This is a genomic window from Pseudomonas paraversuta, assembly GCF_904063065.1.
Lineage (GTDB): Bacteria > Pseudomonadota > Gammaproteobacteria > Pseudomonadales > Pseudomonadaceae > Aquipseudomonas > Aquipseudomonas paraversuta.
This window is the reverse complement of record NZ_CAJFCL010000001.1, coordinates 116575-135445: the sequence shown is the minus strand read 5'-3', so window position 1 is coordinate 135445 and position 18871 is coordinate 116575. Positions and strand designations below refer to the sequence as shown.

Annotated in this window: 21 protein-coding genes and 1 tRNA gene; 17 read left to right on the top strand and 5 right to left on the bottom strand. The window is 57.1% G+C overall.

Annotated elements, in window-relative coordinates; translation table 11 throughout:
- Positions 1-78: 78 nt before the first annotated feature.
- The 14 genes from JQ845_RS00620 (at position 79) to JQ845_RS00555 (ending at position 10452) form a co-directional block, all read left to right on the top strand.
- The gene (locus JQ845_RS00620) at positions 79-825 is read left to right on the top strand and encodes a YebC/PmpR family DNA-binding transcriptional regulator (RefSeq protein ID WP_127196578.1); all 747 of its coding nucleotides are present in this window, start codon (positions 79-81) and stop codon (positions 823-825) included.
- A gap of 128 nt (positions 826-953) precedes the next feature.
- Positions 954-1478, top strand: a complete 525-nt coding sequence (gene ruvC, locus JQ845_RS00615; protein WP_003441230.1) for a crossover junction endodeoxyribonuclease RuvC — start codon at positions 954-956, stop codon at positions 1476-1478.
- A gap of 111 nt (positions 1479-1589) precedes the next feature.
- Complete coding sequence (ruvA, locus tag JQ845_RS00610; RefSeq protein ID WP_003441233.1) at positions 1590-2198, top strand: Holliday junction branch migration protein RuvA; 609 nt, start codon at positions 1590-1592, stop codon at positions 2196-2198.
- Positions 2199-3257 (top strand): Holliday junction branch migration DNA helicase RuvB, encoded by a 1059-nt coding sequence (gene ruvB / locus JQ845_RS00605; protein ID WP_003441236.1) that lies wholly within the window; start codon positions 2199-2201, stop codon positions 3255-3257.
- Between the two features lie 138 nt (positions 3258-3395).
- Entirely contained in the window at positions 3396-3863 is a 468-nt protein-coding gene (gene ybgC / locus JQ845_RS00600; protein WP_003441239.1) for a tol-pal system-associated acyl-CoA thioesterase, read from the top strand.
- The gene (gene tolQ, locus JQ845_RS00595; protein WP_003441243.1) at positions 3853-4548 is read left to right on the top strand and encodes a protein TolQ; all 696 of its coding nucleotides are present in this window, start codon (positions 3853-3855) and stop codon (positions 4546-4548) included. The genes ybgC and tolQ overlap by 11 nt, the downstream gene beginning before the upstream one ends.
- A 23-nt stretch (positions 4549-4571) precedes the next feature.
- Positions 4572-5024 carry a protein TolR gene (tolR, locus tag JQ845_RS00590; protein ID WP_162207799.1) on the top strand — a complete coding sequence of 151 codons (453 nt, stop codon included), beginning with the start codon at positions 4572-4574 and terminating at the stop codon, positions 5022-5024.
- Positions 5024-6118, top strand: coding sequence for a cell envelope integrity protein TolA (gene tolA / locus JQ845_RS00585; RefSeq protein ID WP_003441249.1), 1095 nt, complete (start codon positions 5024-5026; stop codon positions 6116-6118). The genes tolR and tolA overlap by 1 nt, the downstream gene beginning before the upstream one ends.
- 47 nt (positions 6119-6165) lie before the next feature.
- On the top strand, positions 6166-7416 hold the full coding sequence (tolB, locus tag JQ845_RS00580; RefSeq protein WP_050949469.1) for a Tol-Pal system beta propeller repeat protein TolB: 1251 nt from the start codon (positions 6166-6168) through the stop codon (positions 7414-7416).
- Positions 7417-7471: 55 nt separating this feature from the next.
- Positions 7472-7972, top strand: coding sequence for a peptidoglycan-associated lipoprotein Pal (gene pal, locus JQ845_RS00575; protein ID WP_003441254.1), 501 nt, complete (start codon positions 7472-7474; stop codon positions 7970-7972).
- A 6-nt stretch (positions 7973-7978) separates the two neighbouring features.
- Positions 7979-8797 carry a tol-pal system protein YbgF gene (gene ybgF / locus JQ845_RS00570; RefSeq protein WP_029612352.1) on the top strand — a complete coding sequence of 273 codons (819 nt, stop codon included), beginning with the start codon at positions 7979-7981 and terminating at the stop codon, positions 8795-8797.
- Positions 8798-8960: 163 nt separating this feature from the next.
- Complete coding sequence (queE, locus tag JQ845_RS00565; RefSeq protein ID WP_003441261.1) at positions 8961-9608, top strand: 7-carboxy-7-deazaguanine synthase QueE; 648 nt, start codon at positions 8961-8963, stop codon at positions 9606-9608.
- A gap of 1 nt (position 9609) precedes the next feature.
- Positions 9610-10302 carry a 7-cyano-7-deazaguanine synthase QueC gene (queC, locus tag JQ845_RS00560; RefSeq protein WP_010655856.1) on the top strand — a complete coding sequence of 231 codons (693 nt, stop codon included), beginning with the start codon at positions 9610-9612 and terminating at the stop codon, positions 10300-10302.
- Between the two features lie 74 nt (positions 10303-10376).
- A tRNA-Lys gene (locus JQ845_RS00555) sits at positions 10377-10452 on the top strand.
- A 212-nt stretch (positions 10453-10664) separates the two neighbouring features.
- On the opposite strand, the gene JQ845_RS00550 is transcribed toward JQ845_RS00555, so the two are convergent.
- From JQ845_RS00550 to JQ845_RS00535, 4 genes are all read right to left on the bottom strand, one after another.
- Positions 10665-12566, bottom strand: a complete 1902-nt coding sequence (locus tag JQ845_RS00550) for an acyltransferase family protein (RefSeq protein ID WP_203008243.1) — start codon at positions 12564-12566, stop codon at positions 10665-10667.
- A 250-nt stretch (positions 12567-12816) separates the two neighbouring features.
- Positions 12817-13377, bottom strand: coding sequence for a cysteine hydrolase family protein (locus JQ845_RS00545; RefSeq protein ID WP_003441268.1), 561 nt, complete (start codon positions 13375-13377; stop codon positions 12817-12819).
- Positions 13378-13479: 102 nt separating this feature from the next.
- Positions 13480-13917, bottom strand: a complete 438-nt coding sequence (locus JQ845_RS00540; protein WP_202210943.1) for a GNAT family N-acetyltransferase — start codon at positions 13915-13917, stop codon at positions 13480-13482.
- A gap of 39 nt (positions 13918-13956) precedes the next feature.
- The gene (locus tag JQ845_RS00535; protein ID WP_203007937.1) at positions 13957-14493 is read right to left on the bottom strand and encodes a cysteine hydrolase family protein; all 537 of its coding nucleotides are present in this window, start codon (positions 14491-14493) and stop codon (positions 13957-13959) included.
- Positions 14494-14798: 305 nt separating this feature from the next.
- On the opposite strand from JQ845_RS00535, the gene JQ845_RS00530 reads away from it, so the two are divergent.
- The 3 genes from JQ845_RS00530 to JQ845_RS00520 all read left to right on the top strand — a co-directional run bounded on the left by JQ845_RS00530 (position 14799) and on the right by JQ845_RS00520 (position 16296).
- Complete coding sequence (locus tag JQ845_RS00530) at positions 14799-15299, top strand: GNAT family N-acetyltransferase (RefSeq protein ID WP_010655851.1); 501 nt, start codon at positions 14799-14801, stop codon at positions 15297-15299.
- Between the two features lie 74 nt (positions 15300-15373).
- A complete protein-coding gene (locus JQ845_RS00525) occupies positions 15374-15952 on the top strand; it encodes a hypothetical protein (RefSeq protein ID WP_203007934.1) in 579 nt (192 codons plus the stop codon).
- Positions 15953-15978: 26 nt separating this feature from the next.
- A complete protein-coding gene (locus JQ845_RS00520) occupies positions 15979-16296 on the top strand; it encodes a hypothetical protein (protein ID WP_003441282.1) in 318 nt (105 codons plus the stop codon).
- A gap of 117 nt (positions 16297-16413) precedes the next feature.
- Here JQ845_RS00520 and JQ845_RS00515 read toward each other — a convergent pair whose 3' ends face one another.
- Positions 16414-18588 (bottom strand): TonB-dependent siderophore receptor, encoded by a 2175-nt coding sequence (locus JQ845_RS00515; RefSeq protein ID WP_127196573.1) that lies wholly within the window; start codon positions 18586-18588, stop codon positions 16414-16416.
- Positions 18589-18871 lie beyond the last annotated feature (283 nt).

The following is an 18871-nucleotide window of genomic DNA, read 5'->3' as shown; positions in this document are numbered from 1 at the left end:
TCGGGTCGAGAATTTTTATTGCCGGTTCGTGGCACGTGTCAGGACCGGCAAGGTTTCATAAAGGATTCGGAGTGCGTTATGGCAGGTCATTCTAAGTGGGCGAACATCAAGCACCGCAAAGAGCGTCAGGATGCCAAAAAAGGCAAGATTTTCACCAAGTGGATTCGTGAACTGACCGTCGCTGCCCGTCAGGGCGGGGCTGATCCGGGTTCGAACCCGCGCCTGCGTCTGGCGCTGGACAAGGCCCTTGGTGCAAACATGAGCCGTGACATCATTGACCGTGCCGTCGCTCGCGGTGCCGGTGCCGCCGATACCGACGACATGGTCGAGTTGAGCTACGAGGGCTACGGTCCGGGTGGCGTTGCAGTGATGGTTGAGTGCATGACGGATAACCGTAATCGCACCGCAGCCGCCGTGCGTCATGCGTTCAGCAAGTGTGGCGGCAATCTTGGTACTGACGGCTCGGTGGCTTATCTGTTCGAGCGCAAAGGGCAGATATCCTATGCCGCGGGCATTGATGAAGATGCGTTGATGGAAGCTGCGATGGAGGCGGATGCCGACGACGTGGTGACCAATGAAGACGGCTCCATGGATGTATTCACTTCGTTCTCAAGCTTCTACGCGGTTCGCAACGCACTGGAAGCCGCGGGTTTCACCCCGGCAGACGCTGAGATTGTGATGTTGCCGACCACCAGCGCCGAGCTGGACCTGGATGGTGCGCAGAAGGTGCTCAAGCTGATCGATATGCTTGAAGACCTGGATGACGTACAGAACGTGTATTCCAATGCCGAAATTCCTGATGCGGTGCTGGAACAGCTAGCCTGATAACGTGCTACAAACCTGAGGCCGGAGGTGCAACGTTGCGATGATCGCTACGCTGTGCACCTCCGGCTTCTGCCTTTAAGCTGTTCGGGCATGTTCCCGTGGGCGTCACTTCATAAGCTGTAGGCGTTATGACTCTTATTCTTGGTATTGATCCTGGTTCGCGAATCACCGGTTATGGCGTGGTGCGAGACACCGGGCGTGGTTGCGTGTACGTGGCGTCGGGATGCATTCGTACGGGCAGTGGCGAGTTGCATGAGCGGTTGCAGATCGTCTATCGCGGAGTGCGCGAGGTGATTCAGACTTACGGGCCGGTAACCATGGGCATCGAAAAAGTGTTCATGGCCCGCAATGCCGACTCGGCGCTCAAGCTGGGCCAGGCAAGGGGCGCCGCCATTGTGGCGGGTGCAGAAGAAAGCCTGGAGATTGCCGAGTACTCGGCCACTCAGGTCAAGCAGGCCGTGGCGGGTACCGGGGGAGCCAACAAGGAGCAGGTGATGATGATGGTCATGCATTTGCTCAAGCTCACGACCAAGCCGCAAATCGATGCGTCGGATGCGCTGGCGATTGCCTTGTGCCATGCACATACTCGTTCCAGCCTGTTGCCCCACGGCCTGGGTGCGGCGCGTAGCCGGGGCGGGCGTTTGCGGCTCTGAAACACGTTTATTAATGTAATTAAGCTTGCTGGCAGGGTTCTATCTGCAATGATGCAGCCTGCTCGTTGCAGTTGTGAGCCATTGATCTGGCCAGAGAAAAGGATCTAAAACGTGATTGGACGCTTGCGCGGTACTCTGGCTGAAAAACAGCCGCCGCACCTGATTCTTGATGTAAATGGCCTGGGCTATGAGCTTGAAGTGCCGATGACCACGCTGTATCGGCTGCCATCCATAGGCGAGCCGCTGACCTTGCACACCCACCTGGTGGTTCGCGAAGACGCCCAGTTGCTCTATGGTTTTATCGGCAAGCGTGAGCGTGACTTCTTTCGTGAGCTGATCCGGCTCAACGGTGTCGGCCCCAAACTGGCTTTGGCGTTGATGTCGAGCCTTGAGGTAGACGAGTTGGTGCGCTGCGTGCAGGCGCAGGATACATCTGCCTTGACCAAGGTTCCGGGGGTGGGCAAGAAAACCGCCGAGCGACTATTGGTTGAGCTCAAGGACCGTTTCAAGGCCTGGGAGCAGGTGCCGAGCATGTTTGCGCTGGTGCCAAACCAGCCGGACGCGCCGCTGCAGGTGGCCAGTGCAGAAAGCGATGCGGTCAGCGCCTTGATTTCTCTGGGGTATAAACCTCAGGAAGCAAGCAAGGCGGTAGCCGCGATCAAGGATAAAACGTTGAGCAGTGAAGATATGATTCGTCGTGCCCTCAAGGGAATGATTTAAGTGATTGAAGCTGACCGTTTGATAACCGCCTCAGGCGGGCGGGACCGCGAAGAGGTTCAGGATCGGGCGATTCGTCCTTTGAGCCTGGCCGACTATATTGGTCAGCCGACGGTGCGCGAGCAGATGGAGCTGTTTATCCAGGCTGCCCGCGGGCGCTCGGAATCGCTGGATCACACCCTGATTTTCGGTCCGCCCGGGCTGGGTAAAACTACGCTGGCCAATATCATTGCCCAGGAAATGGGGGTGTCGATCAAAAGCACCTCGGGGCCGGTGCTGGAGCGACCGGGTGATCTGGCCGCGTTGCTGACCAACCTTGAGCCGCACGATGTGTTGTTTATCGATGAGATCCATCGCTTGTCGCCCATCGTTGAGGAAGTGCTGTACCCGGCAATGGAGGATTTCCAGCTCGACATCATGATTGGTGAAGGGCCGGCCGCACGCTCGATCAAGCTCGACTTGCCACCGTTCACCCTGGTGGGGGCGACTACCCGCGCGGGGATGCTCACCAATCCGTTGCGTGACCGGTTCGGCATCGTGCAGCGGCTGGAGTTTTACAGCACGGATGACCTGGCAACGATTGTCAGCCGTTCGGCCAAAATCTTCGGTCTGCCCCTCGATCCGGAAGGCGCCTACGAAATTGCCCGGCGCGCACGTGGCACACCGCGCATTGCCAACCGTTTGTTGCGTCGTGTACGGGACTTTGCCGAGGTGCGGGCCAAGGGTCATATCACCAAGCCGGTGGCCGACCTGGCGTTGAATCTGCTGGATGTCGACGAGCATGGTTTCGATCATCAGGACCGGCGCCTGTTGTTGACCATGATCGAGAAGTTCGACGGCGGTCCGGTCGGAGTCGACAGTCTGGCCGCTGCAATCAGTGAAGAACGCCATACGATCGAAGATGTGCTGGAGCCGTATTTGATCCAGCAGGGCTATATCATGCGCACGCCCCGTGGTCGCGTTGTGACCCGGCACGCGTATTTGCACTTCGGACTGAACATTCCGTCGCGCCTGGGCGAAATGCCGGTCGTAGACGAGTTTTTGAATGCTTTAGATGATTAATAAGCGGTCGGCAGTCGATTTTTTCGGCGTTTTTGCTGTCTCAAGGGCTGGCGCTGAAAATCCCGGGTCTTAAAGTCCGGGAAGAATGAAAAAACAGTCGATTGGCGGATTGGCAACCTGAGGAGTAAGCACTAGAGTATGCGCGCGCAAAACAGGCTTGAGCCGTTCGCACATCGCTGTCGCGTTTATTACGAAGACACCGATGCGGGTGGCGTCGTGTATTACGTAAATTATCTAAAGTTTATGGAGCGGGCTCGAACCGAAAGGCTGCGGGAGCTGGGTTTTTCCCAGTCCGAGCTGGTGGGGGAGAACCTGTTATTTGTCGTGCATTCCAGCGAGGCGCGTTACCACGCTCCGGCGCGACTGGACGATGAACTGTTGGTTAGTGCGCAAGTGACAGAGCTCAACCGTGCAAGCCTGCGTTTCAAGCAGCAGGTCTGGCGGGCGACAGATGCAACACTGCTCTGTGAGGGGCAGTTTTTGGTGGCCTGTGTGCGCGCCGATAGTTTTAAACCCCGGGCCATTCCCGAAGCTTTACGTACGGCCTTTGCCGACGTGAGCGGCGCGGGTAAACATTTAGAGCAGGAGATAAAGCGTGGAAGCTAACGTCGTCGACCATTCCTCCATGTGGAGCTTGGTCAGCAATGCCAGCATTGTTGTGCAGTTGGTAATGTTGATCCTGCTGGCCGCATCGGTTACCTCATGGGTCATGATTTTTCAGCGCAGCACCATGCTGCGCGCCGGTCGACGTGCCCTGGAAAGCTTTGAAGAGCGTTTCTGGTCCGGTATCGACTTGTCGAAGCTGTATCGTCAGGCGGGTAGCAACCCGGACCCGGACTCCGGAGTCGAGCAGATTTTCCGTGCCGGCTTCAAAGAGTTCTCTCGTCTGCGCCAGCAGTCGGGTGTTGATCCGGAAGCCGTTATGGAAGGTGTTGCACGTGCCATGCGTGTAGCCATCTCCCGTGAAGAAGAGAAGCTTGAGCAAAGCCTGCCGTTCCTGGCAACCGTGGGTTCTGTCAGCCCGTACATCGGTTTGTTCGGTACGGTCTGGGGCATCATGAACTCCTTCCGGGGTCTGGCCACTGCCCAGCAAGCCACTCTGGCGACTGTTGCCCCGGGCATTGCCGAAGCACTGGTTGCCACGGCGATTGGTCTGTTCGCTGCGATCCCGGCAGTTATCGCTTACAACCGTTTTGCTGCACGTAGCGAAACCTTGATTAGCCGCTACTACACCTTCGCCGATGAGTTCCAGGCGATCCTGCACCGCAAAGTGCACACCAGCGAAGAATAAGCAGGTAATTTCCAATGGCTTTAATCGCTCGAGCGCGCAAAAAGCGCAAGCCGGTTGCCGAGATGAACGTAGTGCCATACATCGACGTGATGCTGGTACTGCTGGTCATCTTCATGGTGACCGCACCGATGCTCAACCAGGGTGTGAAGGTTGATTTGCCCAAGGTCTCCAGCGAGGCTTTGCCGCAGGACAACAACACTCAGGTTCTGACCATTTCGATCAAGGCTGACAAGACCTATTTCTGGAACCTTGGCAGTGAAGTCGACACCGAAAAGCAGATGGACAAGGCCATGACCTTGCCGCAGATGACTGACGCAGTGACTAAAATCATTCGCGCGGGCAACGAAGGCGGCAAGCACACCCAAGTCTTTATCCGCGGTGACAAAACTGTGGATTACGGCGCTGTGATGGGCGCCATGGGTGGCCTGCAGAAGGCCGGGGTCGGTAACGTTGGCCTGATAACCGAGGCTCCCTGATGCGCGAACAGCGGGAGCCGTCCGCCTCTGAAAACTATTTTTGGCCTACAGTCTGGGCGGTAGGGCTGCACATCCTGATTTTTGGCATGCTGTTCGCCAGCTTTGCCATGACTCCGGAACTGCCGCCGTCCAAGCCGATTGTTCAGGCAACCTTGTATCAACTGAAGTCCAAAAGTCAGGCGACCACCCAGACCAATCAAAAGATTGCGGGTGAGGCGAAAAAATCCGCCGCACGCCAGACCGAAGTCGAACAGATGGAACAAAAGAAGGTTGAGCAAGAGGCTGTAAAAGCCGCGGAACAAAAGAAAGAAGAGGCTGCCGAAAAAGCTGCTGATGCCAAGAAGGCTGATGAAGCCAAGGCGAGCGAAGCCAAAAAGGCAGACGAGGCGAAGAAGGCAGATGACGCCAAGAAAGCCGACGATGCCAAAAAGGCTACAGAAACCAAAAAAGCCGAAGAGAAGAAACTGGCTGATATAGCCAAGAAGAAATCTGAGGAAGAGGCCAAGAAGGCTGCGCAAGAAGAGGCCAAGAAACAGGCCGCTGAAGACGCGAAGAAAAAAGCGGCCGAAGATGCGAAGAAGAAAGCTGCTGAAGATGCCAAGAAAAAGGCCGTAGCAGACGAGGCGAAGAAGAAAACCGCCGAAGATGCGAAGAAAAAGGCGGCTGCCGATGCTGCCAAGAAAAAGGCCGTAGAAGCAGCGCGTAAATCGACCGAAGACAAAAAGGCGCAAGCACTGGCTGATTTGCTTTCCGATACGCCACAACGCCAGCAAGCCCTGGCTGATGAGCAGGGCGATGAGGTCGCCGGCAGTTTCGATGACTTGATTCGTGCTCGAGCAGCAGAAGGCTGGGCTCGTCCGCCTTCGGCCCGCAAGAATATGACAGTGGTACTGCAAATTGGCATGTTGCCAGATGGCACGGTAACGTCGGTGACGGTTGCCAAGTCCAGTGGTGATGGCCCGTTTGATAGCTCGGCTGTGGCAGCGGTCAAGAATATTGGCCGTTTAACGGAAATGCAGGGCATGAAGCCCAGCGATTTTAATCCTTACCGATCATTCAAGATGACATTCACACCTGAGGATCTAGCCTTGTGATTAAATTTTTTCGAGGACTGCTAGTCATCGTCTGCTGCGTGGCAGGGATGGCGGTAGCAGATGAAAAGAACATTCTGGTTACCAGTGGTAGCGACCGGGCAACGCCAATTGCAGTTGTTCCTTTCGGCTGGCAGGGCGGTACCGTCCTGCCCGACGACATGGCTGAAATCATTGGCAATGACCTGCGCAATTCGGGTTATTACGCGCCGATTCCAAAGCAGAACATGATTGGCTTGCCGACCCAGGCCAGCGAAGTCATTTTCCGTGACTGGAAAGCCCTGGGCGCCCAGTACGTCATGGTTGGTAATATTGTCCCGGCGGGCGGTCGCCTGCAGGTTCAATATGCCTTGTTCAACGTGGCGACCGAGCAGCCAGTGTTGACCGGCAGCGTGTCGGGTACCACTGATCAGCTGCGGGACATGGCGCATTACATCTCTGACCAGTCATTTGAAAAACTGACCGGTATTAAAGGTGCATTCTCTACACGTCTGCTTTATGTAACGGCTGAACGTGCCAGTGCGACCAACACCCGCTACACCTTGCAGCGTTCGGACTACGATGGTGCCCGTGCCGTTACCCTGCTGCAGTCGCGCGAGCCTATTCTGTCGCCGCGTTTTGCTCCGGACGGCAAGCGTATCGCTTATGTATCGTTCGAGCAGAAGCGTCCGCGTATCTTCATGCAGAACATTGATACCGGCCGTCGTGAGCAGATCACCAACTTTGAAGGCCTGAACGGTGCGCCTGCCTGGTCGCCGGATGGTTCCAAGCTGGCGTTTGTATTGTCCAAAGACGGTAATGCCGAGATCTACGTGATGGAACTGGCTTCGCGTCAGCTGACTCGCGTGACGAACAATCCGGCAATTGATACCGAACCGTTCTGGGGTAAAGATGGCAATACCATCTATTTCACCTCTGACCGGGGCGGTAAACCGCAAATCTACAAGACCACAGTTGGTAGCGGTAATGCAGAGCGCGTAACTTTTATCGGGAACTACAACGCCAGTCCGAAGCTTTCGGCTGACGAAAAGACCCTGGTAATGATCCATCGTCAGGACGGTTTCACTAATTTCCGTGTTGCAGCGCAAGATTTGCAGCGTGGAACCGTGAAAATCCTCACAGATACCAACCTTGATGAGTCAGCTACTGTTGCACCCAACGGCACCATGGTAATCTACGCCACCCGCCAGCAGGGCCGGGGAGTCTTGATGCTCGTGTCCATTAACGGACGCGTAAGGCTCCCTCTTCCTACCGCTCAAGGCGAAGTCAGAGAACCTTCCTGGTCCCCTTACCTGAACTGACGTGGTGATAGCTTTACGTTGCATATAACACTTGGGGTTCATTAGGAGTTTTACGATGGAAATGCTGAAGTTTGGTAAATTCGCTGCGCTGGCACTGGCCATGGCTGTAGCTGTAGGTTGCTCGTCCAAAGGCGGCGACAATGCCGGTGAAGGCGCTGCTGTTGATCCAAACGCTGGTTACGGCGCAAACACAGGCGCTGTTGATGGCTCCCTGAGTGAAGAAGCTGCTCTGCGCGCGATCACTGTTTTCTACTTCGAATACGACAGTTCGGACCTGAAACCAGAAGCAATGCGCGCTCTGGACGTACACGCTAAAGACCTGAAAGCTAACGGCGCTCGCGTTGTTCTGGAAGGTAACACTGACGCCCGTGGTACTCGTGAGTACAACATGGCACTGGGCGAGCGTCGTGCGAAAGCCGTTCAACGCTACCTGGTACTGCAAGGTGTTTCTCCAGCACAGCTGGAGCTGGTGTCCTACGGTAAAGAGCGTCCAATCGCTACTGGCAACGACGAACAGTCGTGGGCTCAAAACCGTCGCGTCGAACTGCGTAAGTAATTCGTCATGCGAACGTGCCGCCGTGCTGTAACTATTCTGACTCTCAGCCTCATGCCGCTAGCGGCATGGGCTGCGGTTCCTGTGGTCGATGACAACTCTGGCTATAACAATAGCGGGGGGAGTAATCCGGCTACGGGTTACGGTGCGAGCGGCGCCTATGCCGGGGGAGGGGTTTCGACCCCTATCTCGGCACAGGGCGAGCTGTTCAACCAGTTGCAACAAATGCAGGAGCAGATTGCCCGCCAACAAGGTGTGATCGAAGTTCTGCAAAATGATGTTTCGCGGATGAAGCAAGAAAGCCTGGAGCGATACCAGGAACTTGATCGGCGAATAGGAACCGGCGTTGCTCCTGCTGCCGCTCCTGATAATTCCTCTGCCGGTGGTGCTAATGCCGCCGGTAACAGCGCAGCACCTGCTTCTCAGGCCGCTGCCAGTTCGGAACCTGGCGATCCGGCGAAAGAAAAGCTCTATTACGATGCTGCTTTCGACCTGATCAAAGCCAAGGACTTCGACAAGGCCAGTCTGGCGTTCACTGCCTTTCTGCGCAAATACCCGAACAGTCAGTATGCGGGCAATGCCCAGTACTGGTTGGGTGAAGTGAATCTGGCCAAAGGTGATTTGCAGGCCGCTGGCCAGGCATTTGCCAAGGTCAGTCAGCTGTATCCCAAGCATGCCAAAGTGCCGGATTCGCTTTACAAGCTCGCTGATGTAGAGCGCCGCCTCGGTCATACCGACAAGGTTAAAGGCATTCTGCAGCAAGTGATCGCCCAGTACCCTGGTACTTCGGCGGCACAGCTGGCGCAGCGAGACCTGCAGCGCATGTAAGCAACACAATGCTTTCATCGAGAAACCCGCGCCTGTCGCGGGTTTTTTCGTTAGAATCCACGCCCTTTTATGAAATACGCTCTTCTGAGTCCTGCGCAGGCAGATTCTTTGGAGTGCCTGACGGAGGCGGACAGCCTGTTTAGCTGTTACGCCCGTGGCGGATATGCAAGACACATTGAGAATTACCGAAGTTTTTTACTCTTTACAGGGTGAAACGCGAACGGCTGGCCTGCCCACCGTTTTTGTACGCCTGACCGGCTGTCCTTTGCGCTGTCAATATTGCGACAGTGCCTACGCGTTCAGTGGCGGCACCGTACGTCCACTCGACAGTATCCTTGAGCAAGTGGCCGGGTTTCGTCCGCGTTATGTTTGTGTGACGGGAGGGGAGCCTCTGGCGCAGCCCAATGCCATCCCTCTGCTCAAGCAACTGTGTGATGCGGGTTATGAGGTCTCGATCGAGACCAGCGGAGCGCTGGACATCTCTGCGGTCGACCCGCGTGTCAGTCGGGTGCTCGACCTGAAGACGCCGGGCTCCAAAGAGTCCCATCGCAACCTCTATGAAAACATTGCGCTGCTGACACCCAATGACCAGGTCAAGTTTGTGATCTGCTCGCGGGAAGACTATGACTGGGCGGTCTCCAAGCTGATCGAGTACGGGCTGGAGCGACGGGCTGGCGAAGTCTTGTTCTCGCCAAGTCACCACGACCTGAAGGCCCGCGATCTGGCGGACTGGATCGTGGCGGATAACCTGCCAGTACGCTTGCAAATGCAGCTGCACAAATATCTTTGGAACGACGAGCCGGGGCGCTGAAATGACCGAACAAACTGTAGTCACCGAAAAAAGAGCCGTAATCCTGCTGTCTGGCGGTCTTGACTCCGCGACTGTGGTGGCCATGGCGCGCGCCGAAGGCTACAGCTGCTACACCATGAGCTTTGATTATGGTCAGCGTCACCGTTCCGAACTCGACGCCGCCGCGCGTGTAGCCCGTGACCTGGGCGCGATAGAGCACAAAGTCATCGGCCTGAACCTGGACGGCATTGGCGGCTCGGCTCTGACCGACAGTTCCATTGACGTGCCAGAGACCCTTGGCGAAGGCATCCCGGTCACCTACGTGCCTGCACGTAACACCGTGTTCCTGTCGTTGGCGCTGGGCTGGGCAGAAGTGCTGCAAGCGCGGGACATCTTCATCGGCGTCAATGCGGTGGACTATTCGGGCTACCCGGATTGCCGTCCTGAATTTGTTCAGGCATTCGAAGTCATGGCAAACCTTGCGACCAAGGCCGGCGTGGAGGGGAACGGGTTCCGCATCCAGGCTCCGCTGCAAAACCTGAGCAAGGCGCAAATCGTCCAGACCGGTGTAAAGCTCGGTGTTGACTACTCCCTGACGGTTTCCTGCTATCAGGCAGACGCTCAGGGCCGTGCGTGCGGTAAATGCGACAGCTGCCGACTGCGTGCTGAAGGCTTTGCAGCGGCCGGAATTACTGACCCAACCCGCTATTTTTGAATTATTTCGCATTTATTTTTAACTGGGTGTTGAATTCTCGTTAAAAATCAGTATTATACGTCCCACAACGAAGCGGGTCGTTAGCTCAGTTGGTAGAGCAGTTGGCTTTTAACCAATTGGTCGTAGGTTCGAATCCCACACGACCCACCATATGCAACACCAAAACAGCCGGTCTAATCCTCAGGATTAACCGGCTTTTTTGTGCCCGGGATTTGTGGGTGCAGGGTGGCACGCAGAGAAGAGCCACCATGGCGGGCCAAGGCCCGCACAGGTCGACAACGCAAGTTGGCGTCGTTTCCGGGGTGAGTACCAGCCTCAGCTGCTTCTGCCTCCCTGTCGAGCCTCCACGAGCCTGTACGCGGCTAAATTCCTTTGAACACGTCTTTAAACAATCCCTTCAACTGTTCGTTGCCTGCGTCTACGAGATGGTTGTCATCGTAATACAGCGGAACCCCGTCCCAGGACCCCATGCATTTGCCGTCAGGGCATAGATATGGGGTTGGATCCACTACGGTTGCGTTGCAACGCTTTGCTGCAGTTTCGATCGCGGTAATGGCAATCCTGTTGCGCTTTTCATATTCATGCAGCGGGATCGAAATATCCGTGGTGTGCTGGAATATTCGCCTGTGCAGATTCAGGCCTTTATAGACACTGAAGGGCATTTCCGGAATCGGCTTTACGATATAAACCGGATGGTTTTGTGCGATCGAGCAGACGACGTCGATGTATTTCGCGGTGTAGGTTTCGACAAAAGATGAGCCATCCGGGTCTTTGGCCTCAGGGAAGAAAATTCGGTGCTTGTTGTTTCGGCTCTGGTCCCAGTACAGCGCTGCCCGACTGAACAGCACCACGGGGATTCCCTTATAGGAGTTCTTCAGGACTTCCAGTTTTTCCTGGTTGAACGCCTGGCATTGGCGCTGCAGTTCTTTGTCACGCATTTCAAAGTTTTGCAGGGTCGGACAACCACCGCGCGCCCAGGATAAAGCGGCTTGCTTGTTCTCGAGCTGGACCGCTGCTGCCGTTGATTGAGCGTGACTGTCACCAAACAGAATGACCGATACTTCGCCCGTACCGAGTTTGCAATCGGCGGCGGCATAGTCGTTGGGGAAGCATTCCTGCGAGTACAGTGTGCCGGAATACGCAGGTTGGCCCAGGTCCACAAAGGCAAACCTGACGCCAGGGTAGTCTTTTACTACCGAGGACGTGACGGCTGACAAGGCGACTGCGCCAAGCGCATATGAGGCGTACTTGATGATGGTTTTCGTAGCGCAGGTAGCGCTGTTCGCCCGTGACTCCACCAGATAGAACGACAGGGCACCCAGCACGAACGAAAGAATAATTGCGCCGGTCACGTACGGCCAGCTCGTCAGCAGGCCACAGGTATAGAGCAATACCACCAGCGGCCAATGCCAAAGGTAAACCGAGTAAGAGATCTTGCCGGTGTATTGCAGGGCTCTGTTGGTACTGAAAGCCGACTGGGTATTTCCGTAAATCACCAGCGCTGTTCCGAGAACCGGCAGCAACGCTAAATAACCGGGCCACTGATCCTGCTCGGAAAAACACATCACACTGGCCAGGATGGCCACAAGGCCCAGGCCTTCGCAAATCGAACTGCTGCGCTTGCCAAGTTGCAGCGGGTACAAAAATACCAGCCCGCCTGCGATCATCTCCCAGGCTCGGGTGGGCAGCATATAAAAGGCAAATACGGGACTGGTCCTGGTCAGAACGACAGAGGCCGCGAACGAGATCAAAGCCAGCAGTACCAGGGTACTTCTTGTGTTTTTGGCACCCACAAACTTGTAGAGCGCCATCAGCAGTAACGGATAAAGCATATAGAACTGCCACTCAACCGAAAGTGACCAGGTATGCAGTAGCCAGTTTTCGTGCAGCGGAGCGTCGAAGTAACTGCCGCCTTTGGCGAATGTGAAGTTCGAGCTGAAAAGCAGACTGCTTTTGAGCGTCCTTATGGCATCCCGATAATCATCCAGGGGCAGAAATACGAAGCCGAATATCAACAGTGCAATGCACAGGGTCAAAAGGGCCGGGATGATGCGGCGCGCTCTTGATGCGTAAAACCCCAGGAGGGAGAAGCGCTGCGTTTGTAGACCGGTGAAAATGATTCCGGTCATCAGGAAGCCCGAGATGACGAAAAATACGTCGACCCCTGCAAATCCTCCACCAAACCCTTGAACCTTGAAGTGGAAAAGCACCACCGAAATAACGGCGAGTGCCCGTAACGCATTGATGTTATTTCGAAATTCCATCGTCCTGCCCAATATCACGTCCATTGTGGGGTGGCATTGTAGTGGCCATGATGGGATGTATGAACGGAAATCGTTTTTCCATCGCTAAACTATTTCAGCCGGCATCGGCGGTCGATGCTGTGCAAGGTTTCGCGCAGGGAAATCACCTGCTCCGGAGCCAGCCAAAAGCACCTGCCCAGGGGGGTGGGCGATCTTGCCGGCTCGCTGTTGGCCGGATTGCACTTCAAGTGGCGTCAACACCAGCGGGGCTTCAGATAAGGTTTAAAATCTGCCCGGTCTCGACAATGGTCGCGTAGTCCATTGCCAGATTGCTGAGAGAGATTGCATGTATATCCTCTGCACTCCAGTGGCGGCCTGTCAGATCATTTTGATCGAACGTGTAAGCAGCGTCCGCAGGCACTATCACCTCAAAGCCCAGGTTGCCTCCCGAGCGCACCGTCGACTCCACCGAGTTATTGGTAACAACACCGCAGATCACCAGTTGCCGAATTGAACGGGTGGTCAGCCAGCGCTCAAGGCTGGTGGCGGTAAAGGCATCCGGGACGTTCTTTTCCACAACGTGTTCATGGGCCAGAGGCACAAACGCCTCCTGAAACTCGCAGCCGGGTTGTCCCGGGTGAAATACCGAGTCGGCTGATCGCGATATGTGCCGCACGTGAACCACCGGCCTTGCAGACCGTCGCCATGCACTCAGTAACGCCTCGATCCGCAACTCGGCCTGGGGGTTGTTGCGTCTGCCCAGCTTGGGATGATCAATGCCTTTCTGCATGTCGATGATCACCAGTGCTGCGTTGTCTTCGAGCCTTTGCATGTGATGTCCGATTGCCGGGGGGAAGGGGCGCAATGCTAGCGCGAAGTGCCGGGCGGGCGCCTGCTGTCCGGCAACGAACACCAGGCGACCGCCGTGCAGGGTTTATGGGCGCTGCTTCTCAAAGCGCACATCACCTTGCTCCAGGTTCTCCACCGCTTGCCAGCCGAGCTTGCGGTAGAAGCCACTGGCGCGGCTAGCCCCGGCGGTTTCGAGCCAGATCGTCGGGTGCTGCCGGAACAGGCAGGCTTCGGCTTTTTCCATCAGGCGTCGGCCGAAGCCGTGACCCTCGAATTCAGCCCGCACGAATGCCGCAAACACGCAGCCTTCTTCGAGATCAACCATGGAAAACCCCACCGGGGTGCCATCGGCCTCCGCGATCCAGAGGCACGGCGCCCGGGACATCGCCTGGCGTATGGCTTCGGGGGTAATGCCCATTTGCGTTAACTGATCACGGGACAGGTGGTTCTCTGTCACGCTGGTGCGGATGTCGAATATCACCTCGATATCCGTCTCATTGGCGATTCTTACCGTTCTTTGCATGATCTGTGTCCTCGGCTTCGGCGTTTTTTTGCTGGCAATTCAGTCAGCGCAGGGGTCCTGAAAGCTCCAGTCCTGTGCCTGGACAACACGGCAGAAAGGTCCGGCCAGGGTCGCATTGTGATGTGCCACTATCTGCTGGGCCTTGAGCAAGGGTGTGTCGGAGCAGGTATGACCGTCGGCAATCAGCACCGCATCAAAGCCCAGATCCCTGGCTGCCCGGCAGGTGCTGTCTACGCAATATTGAGTCTTCATTCCGGTGACGACTATGCCCGTGCATCCACGCACTTGCAGCTGTTGCTCCAGATCAGTCATGCAAAATGCGCTTGGCCGGCTTTTGTTGAAGATAACTTCGTCACCCTGCAGCTCCAGTTCTTTAACGATTTGCGTCAGCGGGCTGCCTGGTTCGATGGGCGACCCCGACGGGCCAGTGTGTCGGGCCAGGAAGATCGGGGCGCGGGATTGCCGCGCATCGCTCATCAGCCTGTTCAATGTGTTTATCAGCGCTGGCACCTGCCAAGGCTGGTCCGGGCCCTGAACCAGACCGACCTGCATATCGAGAATCAGTAGTGCATACATGGCGCATTTCCTTGCGAGTGAGCCAGCGACCGCAAGGCACAAAAAAGGCCCTGCGCATTGCTGGCGGGCCTTTGAAGTTCGTTTTGATTCAGCTCACGACACTTCTCACGGCCCGCCTTGTGCGGTCGTGGTAGTGGTGGTGGTCGAGGCGATACGGTACGTGCTCATGGACTGGAAGGTAGCCACCCGATTGCGGATTGGCAAGCGCCATTGTGAACGCGGTGTAGTGCAAGGTTGTCCCTCACCCGGGCGCACGCTAGTCTGCGCCACTTCGTATTGACACTGGTACAGGGAGGGGTCGCAGCATGATTTCAGTACGTCCGGTTGAGGCCGGTGAGTGGCGCAGTTACCGGGATCTTCGTCTGCAGTCGTTGCAAGACTCTCCCGATGCTTTCGCCAGCACCTATGAGTCAGAGGCGGGCAGGACCGATGAGGTTTGGGCTTCACGGCTTGCAGGTGCCGTATCCTCGGGGCAGGCGCGAATATTTGTTGCGCTCGATCACCAGCAAATGTGCGGGCTGGTCTGGTGCAAGTTGCCGGAAGCCGGCGTGGCCGAAATTTTTCAGATGTGGGTTGATCCTGCGCGCCGTGGCCTGGGCGCTGGCGGTGCACTGCTGCATGAAGCGCTGGAGTGGGCAAAGAGTGTTGGTGTACGCCGTGTTTGCCTGGGCGTAACGGCCGCAGACACGCCGGCAATGGGCCTGTACAAGGCATCTGGCTTTCGTCCGGTCGGCCCTCTGGAACCCCTGCGTGATGGCTGCGGCCTGATGTCCCAGGCAATGGAACTGCAACTCGGCGCTGACTGATCCGCCGGTTGTGGCACCTTCCGGAGAAATTGAAGTCCATAGCAGCTCCCGACACATGAAAATTCAAGGATCGAATGAAAACAACTCTGGTTTTTACCCTCGCAATAACCCTGGCCCTGTCAATTACCGGCTGCGCCAGCCGCCAGTCTGCCGTTCAATCCACGCCAGAGCCGCTGGTGACGATACCCGCGGATGAGCAGCATGCAAGCCTTGCGTTCCGCACTGTCGGCGGCGCAGGTGACCATCCCGTCAGCTACTCCACCGGGCCGAGTGACGCCGGTCGATTCGGCATGCAGTCTGCTGGCGAACAGGTGTATGACACGGCTTATTACAAGCGCATACCCGGGTACCTGAAAAAAATGGCCGGTGGGACGTCGAGTATCGACACGCTGGTAGAGGCCAATAAACCGCTGAAGGTCAATGCGCTGGTCAAGCAACAGGTTGCGACCCTCAACGGCATTCCCATGCACTCGATGTTCGGTTACGCCATAGCGGCTCAGCCTGAGACTCAAGTCTTTACCCCAAAACCCAAGACCGCTTACCTCATCGAAACAGTCATAGCAGATAACTACGTCATGACGGTTTACGAGATTACGGGCACGGGGGAGCGCAAGCCGGTGAGCGTGGTTAAATCCCGGGAAGAATTCTATTAACCCTCCATCACCCAGGAAAACCCTTTATGCCGTTACCCGTCACGTCCTCCTATGCGCAGCGAATGCTCGAACTGGAAGCCAGTAACCCGGATGTCGCGCAACTGGCCGGGCAAATTGCCGGGGCAATAAAGTCGGAGTATCTGAGCCAGTCGGCCGAGGTGCTGGTGCAGGATCTGTTTGCCCATCTGGACCCGGTCGCCCGACAGGAGCCCGGTTGCGTGACGCGCCTGGCAATGTGGCTGCAGAAGCTGGCGGATGCCCGGGCATTGTCCCATGCCCAGGTGGCGAAGTTTGTGACCGGCGCTGTCGGCCAGGGCGGTCCATCCGCTGTGGTGCCGCTGTAGGGGGCAGTGCCGGGCGGGGCCGTCTGACTGTGCGCTTGAGTCTCGCACCACCAGGGTCACCAGGGGCGCATCCATGCGCTGACTGCCTGAGGCCCGCGCGGTGTCTGAGGTGCTGGCTTACAACGTCCACTTCAGCGAGACCATCAGGTTGCGCGGGTCGCCGTAGGTCCCGCTGCCGCTGGCGGTGGGGATGCCCTGCCAGTATTTTTCGTCGAACAGGTTGTTCAGGTTGACCCGGGCGTCCCAGTGCTCGTCCAGGCGATAGCCTGCCATCAAGCCGACAACTGCATAGGCATCCTGTACCGCATGGCCATTACCGACCCGGCCGTAGGTTTCGCTTTGGGCCAGTACGTCGGCGCCGATGCGCAGTTTTTCCAGGTCGCCGCGCAAGTGATAGGTGGTGGCGGCCTTGAACAGGTGCTTGGGCTGGTTGGGTGCGAACAGGTTTCCTTTGTCAAAGGACTTGTCCTTGACGTACTGGCTCAGCACCAGGGTGTAGGCAGCCGAGGCTTGCCAGTACGGGGTGAGGGCACCGCTGATTTCAGCGTCCAGCCCGCGGCTGCGGACTTCGCCGGCGGCTTCATAGCAGGTGCGGTTGGTGGCCAGGCAACTGGCGGGCTGGGTGTCCAGCGCATAGGCACGGTTTTCCTGGGTCATGTCGAACAGCGCCAGGGAGGCATTCAGCTCGCCGTCGAAGTACTCACCCTTGATCCCCACTTCATAACTTTCACCGGTCATCGGTTTGAGCACCGCGCCGCTGACGTCCTGCTGGGTTTGCGGTTTGAAAATTTCGGTGTAGCTGGCGTAAACCGAGTAGGTATCGTTGAGGTCGTAGATGACGCCTGCATAGGGCGTGACTTGCTGGGTGACTTTGTAATCGCCGGTGCCCGAGCGATTGTCGTAGTCGTACCAGCTCAGCCGGCTGCCGACTATTACGTGCAAAGGGTCGATGGGGTTGAAGCGGGCGGCGGCGTAAACGCCTTCTTCGGTGGCCGTATTCTGGCTTTGGTACGGGGTGCGATCGGCAATGTCCGGCTTGGGAATGACCCCCGGATCGAAGTTGTAGATATCGATCGGAGTCGCCTTGGACCAGAAGCCGCCTTTTTGGTCGAACTTTTCCTGACGCCGGCTCGCGCCCAGGGTCAGTTCATGTTCACGGCCAAACAACCTGAACGGGCCCGAGAGCGAGCCATCCAGATTGGTCTGCACGTCGGTGGTGTCATATTGCCCTGACGACTGGTTGAATCCGCCGCCCTTGGCAGCGCTCAGGTAGCTGGAGAAGGTGTTGGACTCGGCCCAGATTTTGGCGAATGCCAGTTTTGAGGTCCAGCCGTTGTCGAAGCGGGTGGTGAGGTCGGTGAACAGCGAGACGTTGTCCCGATCCCAGTAGGCCCAGTCGTTGCTCAGGAAGGTCGAGCGTGGCAAGTGCAGGTTTTCACCATTGGGTCCGGCCGGCAGGCTGCCCCAGTCCGAGGTTGCATCGTCACGCTGTTTCGAGGCCCCGAGGGTCCAGGTGGTAGCGTCGCTCAGGTCGGCTTCCATAACCCCGTAGAAGGTCTGGCGCTGATTGTCGCGTACGTCGATATAGCTCTTGTTGTCTTCATAAGCGGCCACTACCCGCCCGCGAACGGTCCCCGTGTCATTGAGCCTGTTCGAGGCGTCGACCTCGGTGCGGTAGCGATCCCAGCTGCCGGCGCTGGTGGTGATGCTCACTTGCGGCGTTGCAGTGGGGCGCTTGCGCACCAGGTTCAGGGTTGCCGAGGGGCTGCCGGCACCGGTCATCAGGCCGGTGGCGCCGCGTACCACTTCCACGCGGTCATACATCGCCAGATCAGCCCCGGCGATGGTGTCCAGGGTGAAAGTACTGAGGCTGGTGGGCAGGCCGTCGTACATCAGGTTATCGATGGTAAAGCCGCGGGCCAGAAACTGTTGGCGGTCACCGCCGAACTTGCGCAGGGTGATGCCCGGTGCGTACTTGACCACATCGTTGAGGTCTTTGATGCCCTGATCATCCATGCGCTGGCGGGTCATGACGCTCACCGACTGCGGTGTTTCGCGGATCGACAACGGCAGGCCGACGGCAGTGCTCATGGCCCCGGTGGTGTACGAGCCGCTGCCTTCGGTGGTGGCGGTACCTGAAATACCGGCTTCGGCATTCACATTGACGCTGTCGAGGGTCAACGGGCCTGCGGCTGGTGCTTGCCGGTCGGCGGATTCGTCAGCCGCCAGGGCCGCCGCCGAAAAAGCCAACAGCAAAGAACCGGTCATCACGGGCATAAAGGGACGAAGCATCTCAGAGATCCTGTAGAGGGGAGGGAGACGTGTCGCCTTTGCGGACACCTTGCAGCGGGGCGCCAGACGTATGGCAAAGACTACGCAGGGCGGAATGGTAGAGATTTATTCGCATATGTAAATAGCAATTATTACCATATGCAGTGAATTTGTATTCGCTCCTGTCTTTATGGCCTGTTCTGGTCCCTGGCTCAAAAGCGGGCACTTCGGTCAAAGCACTGCGGGCCTGTTGAGGGACCAACGGGGGGGCAGCGGCTGAACGGTTGCCTGATCAGCATGGTCT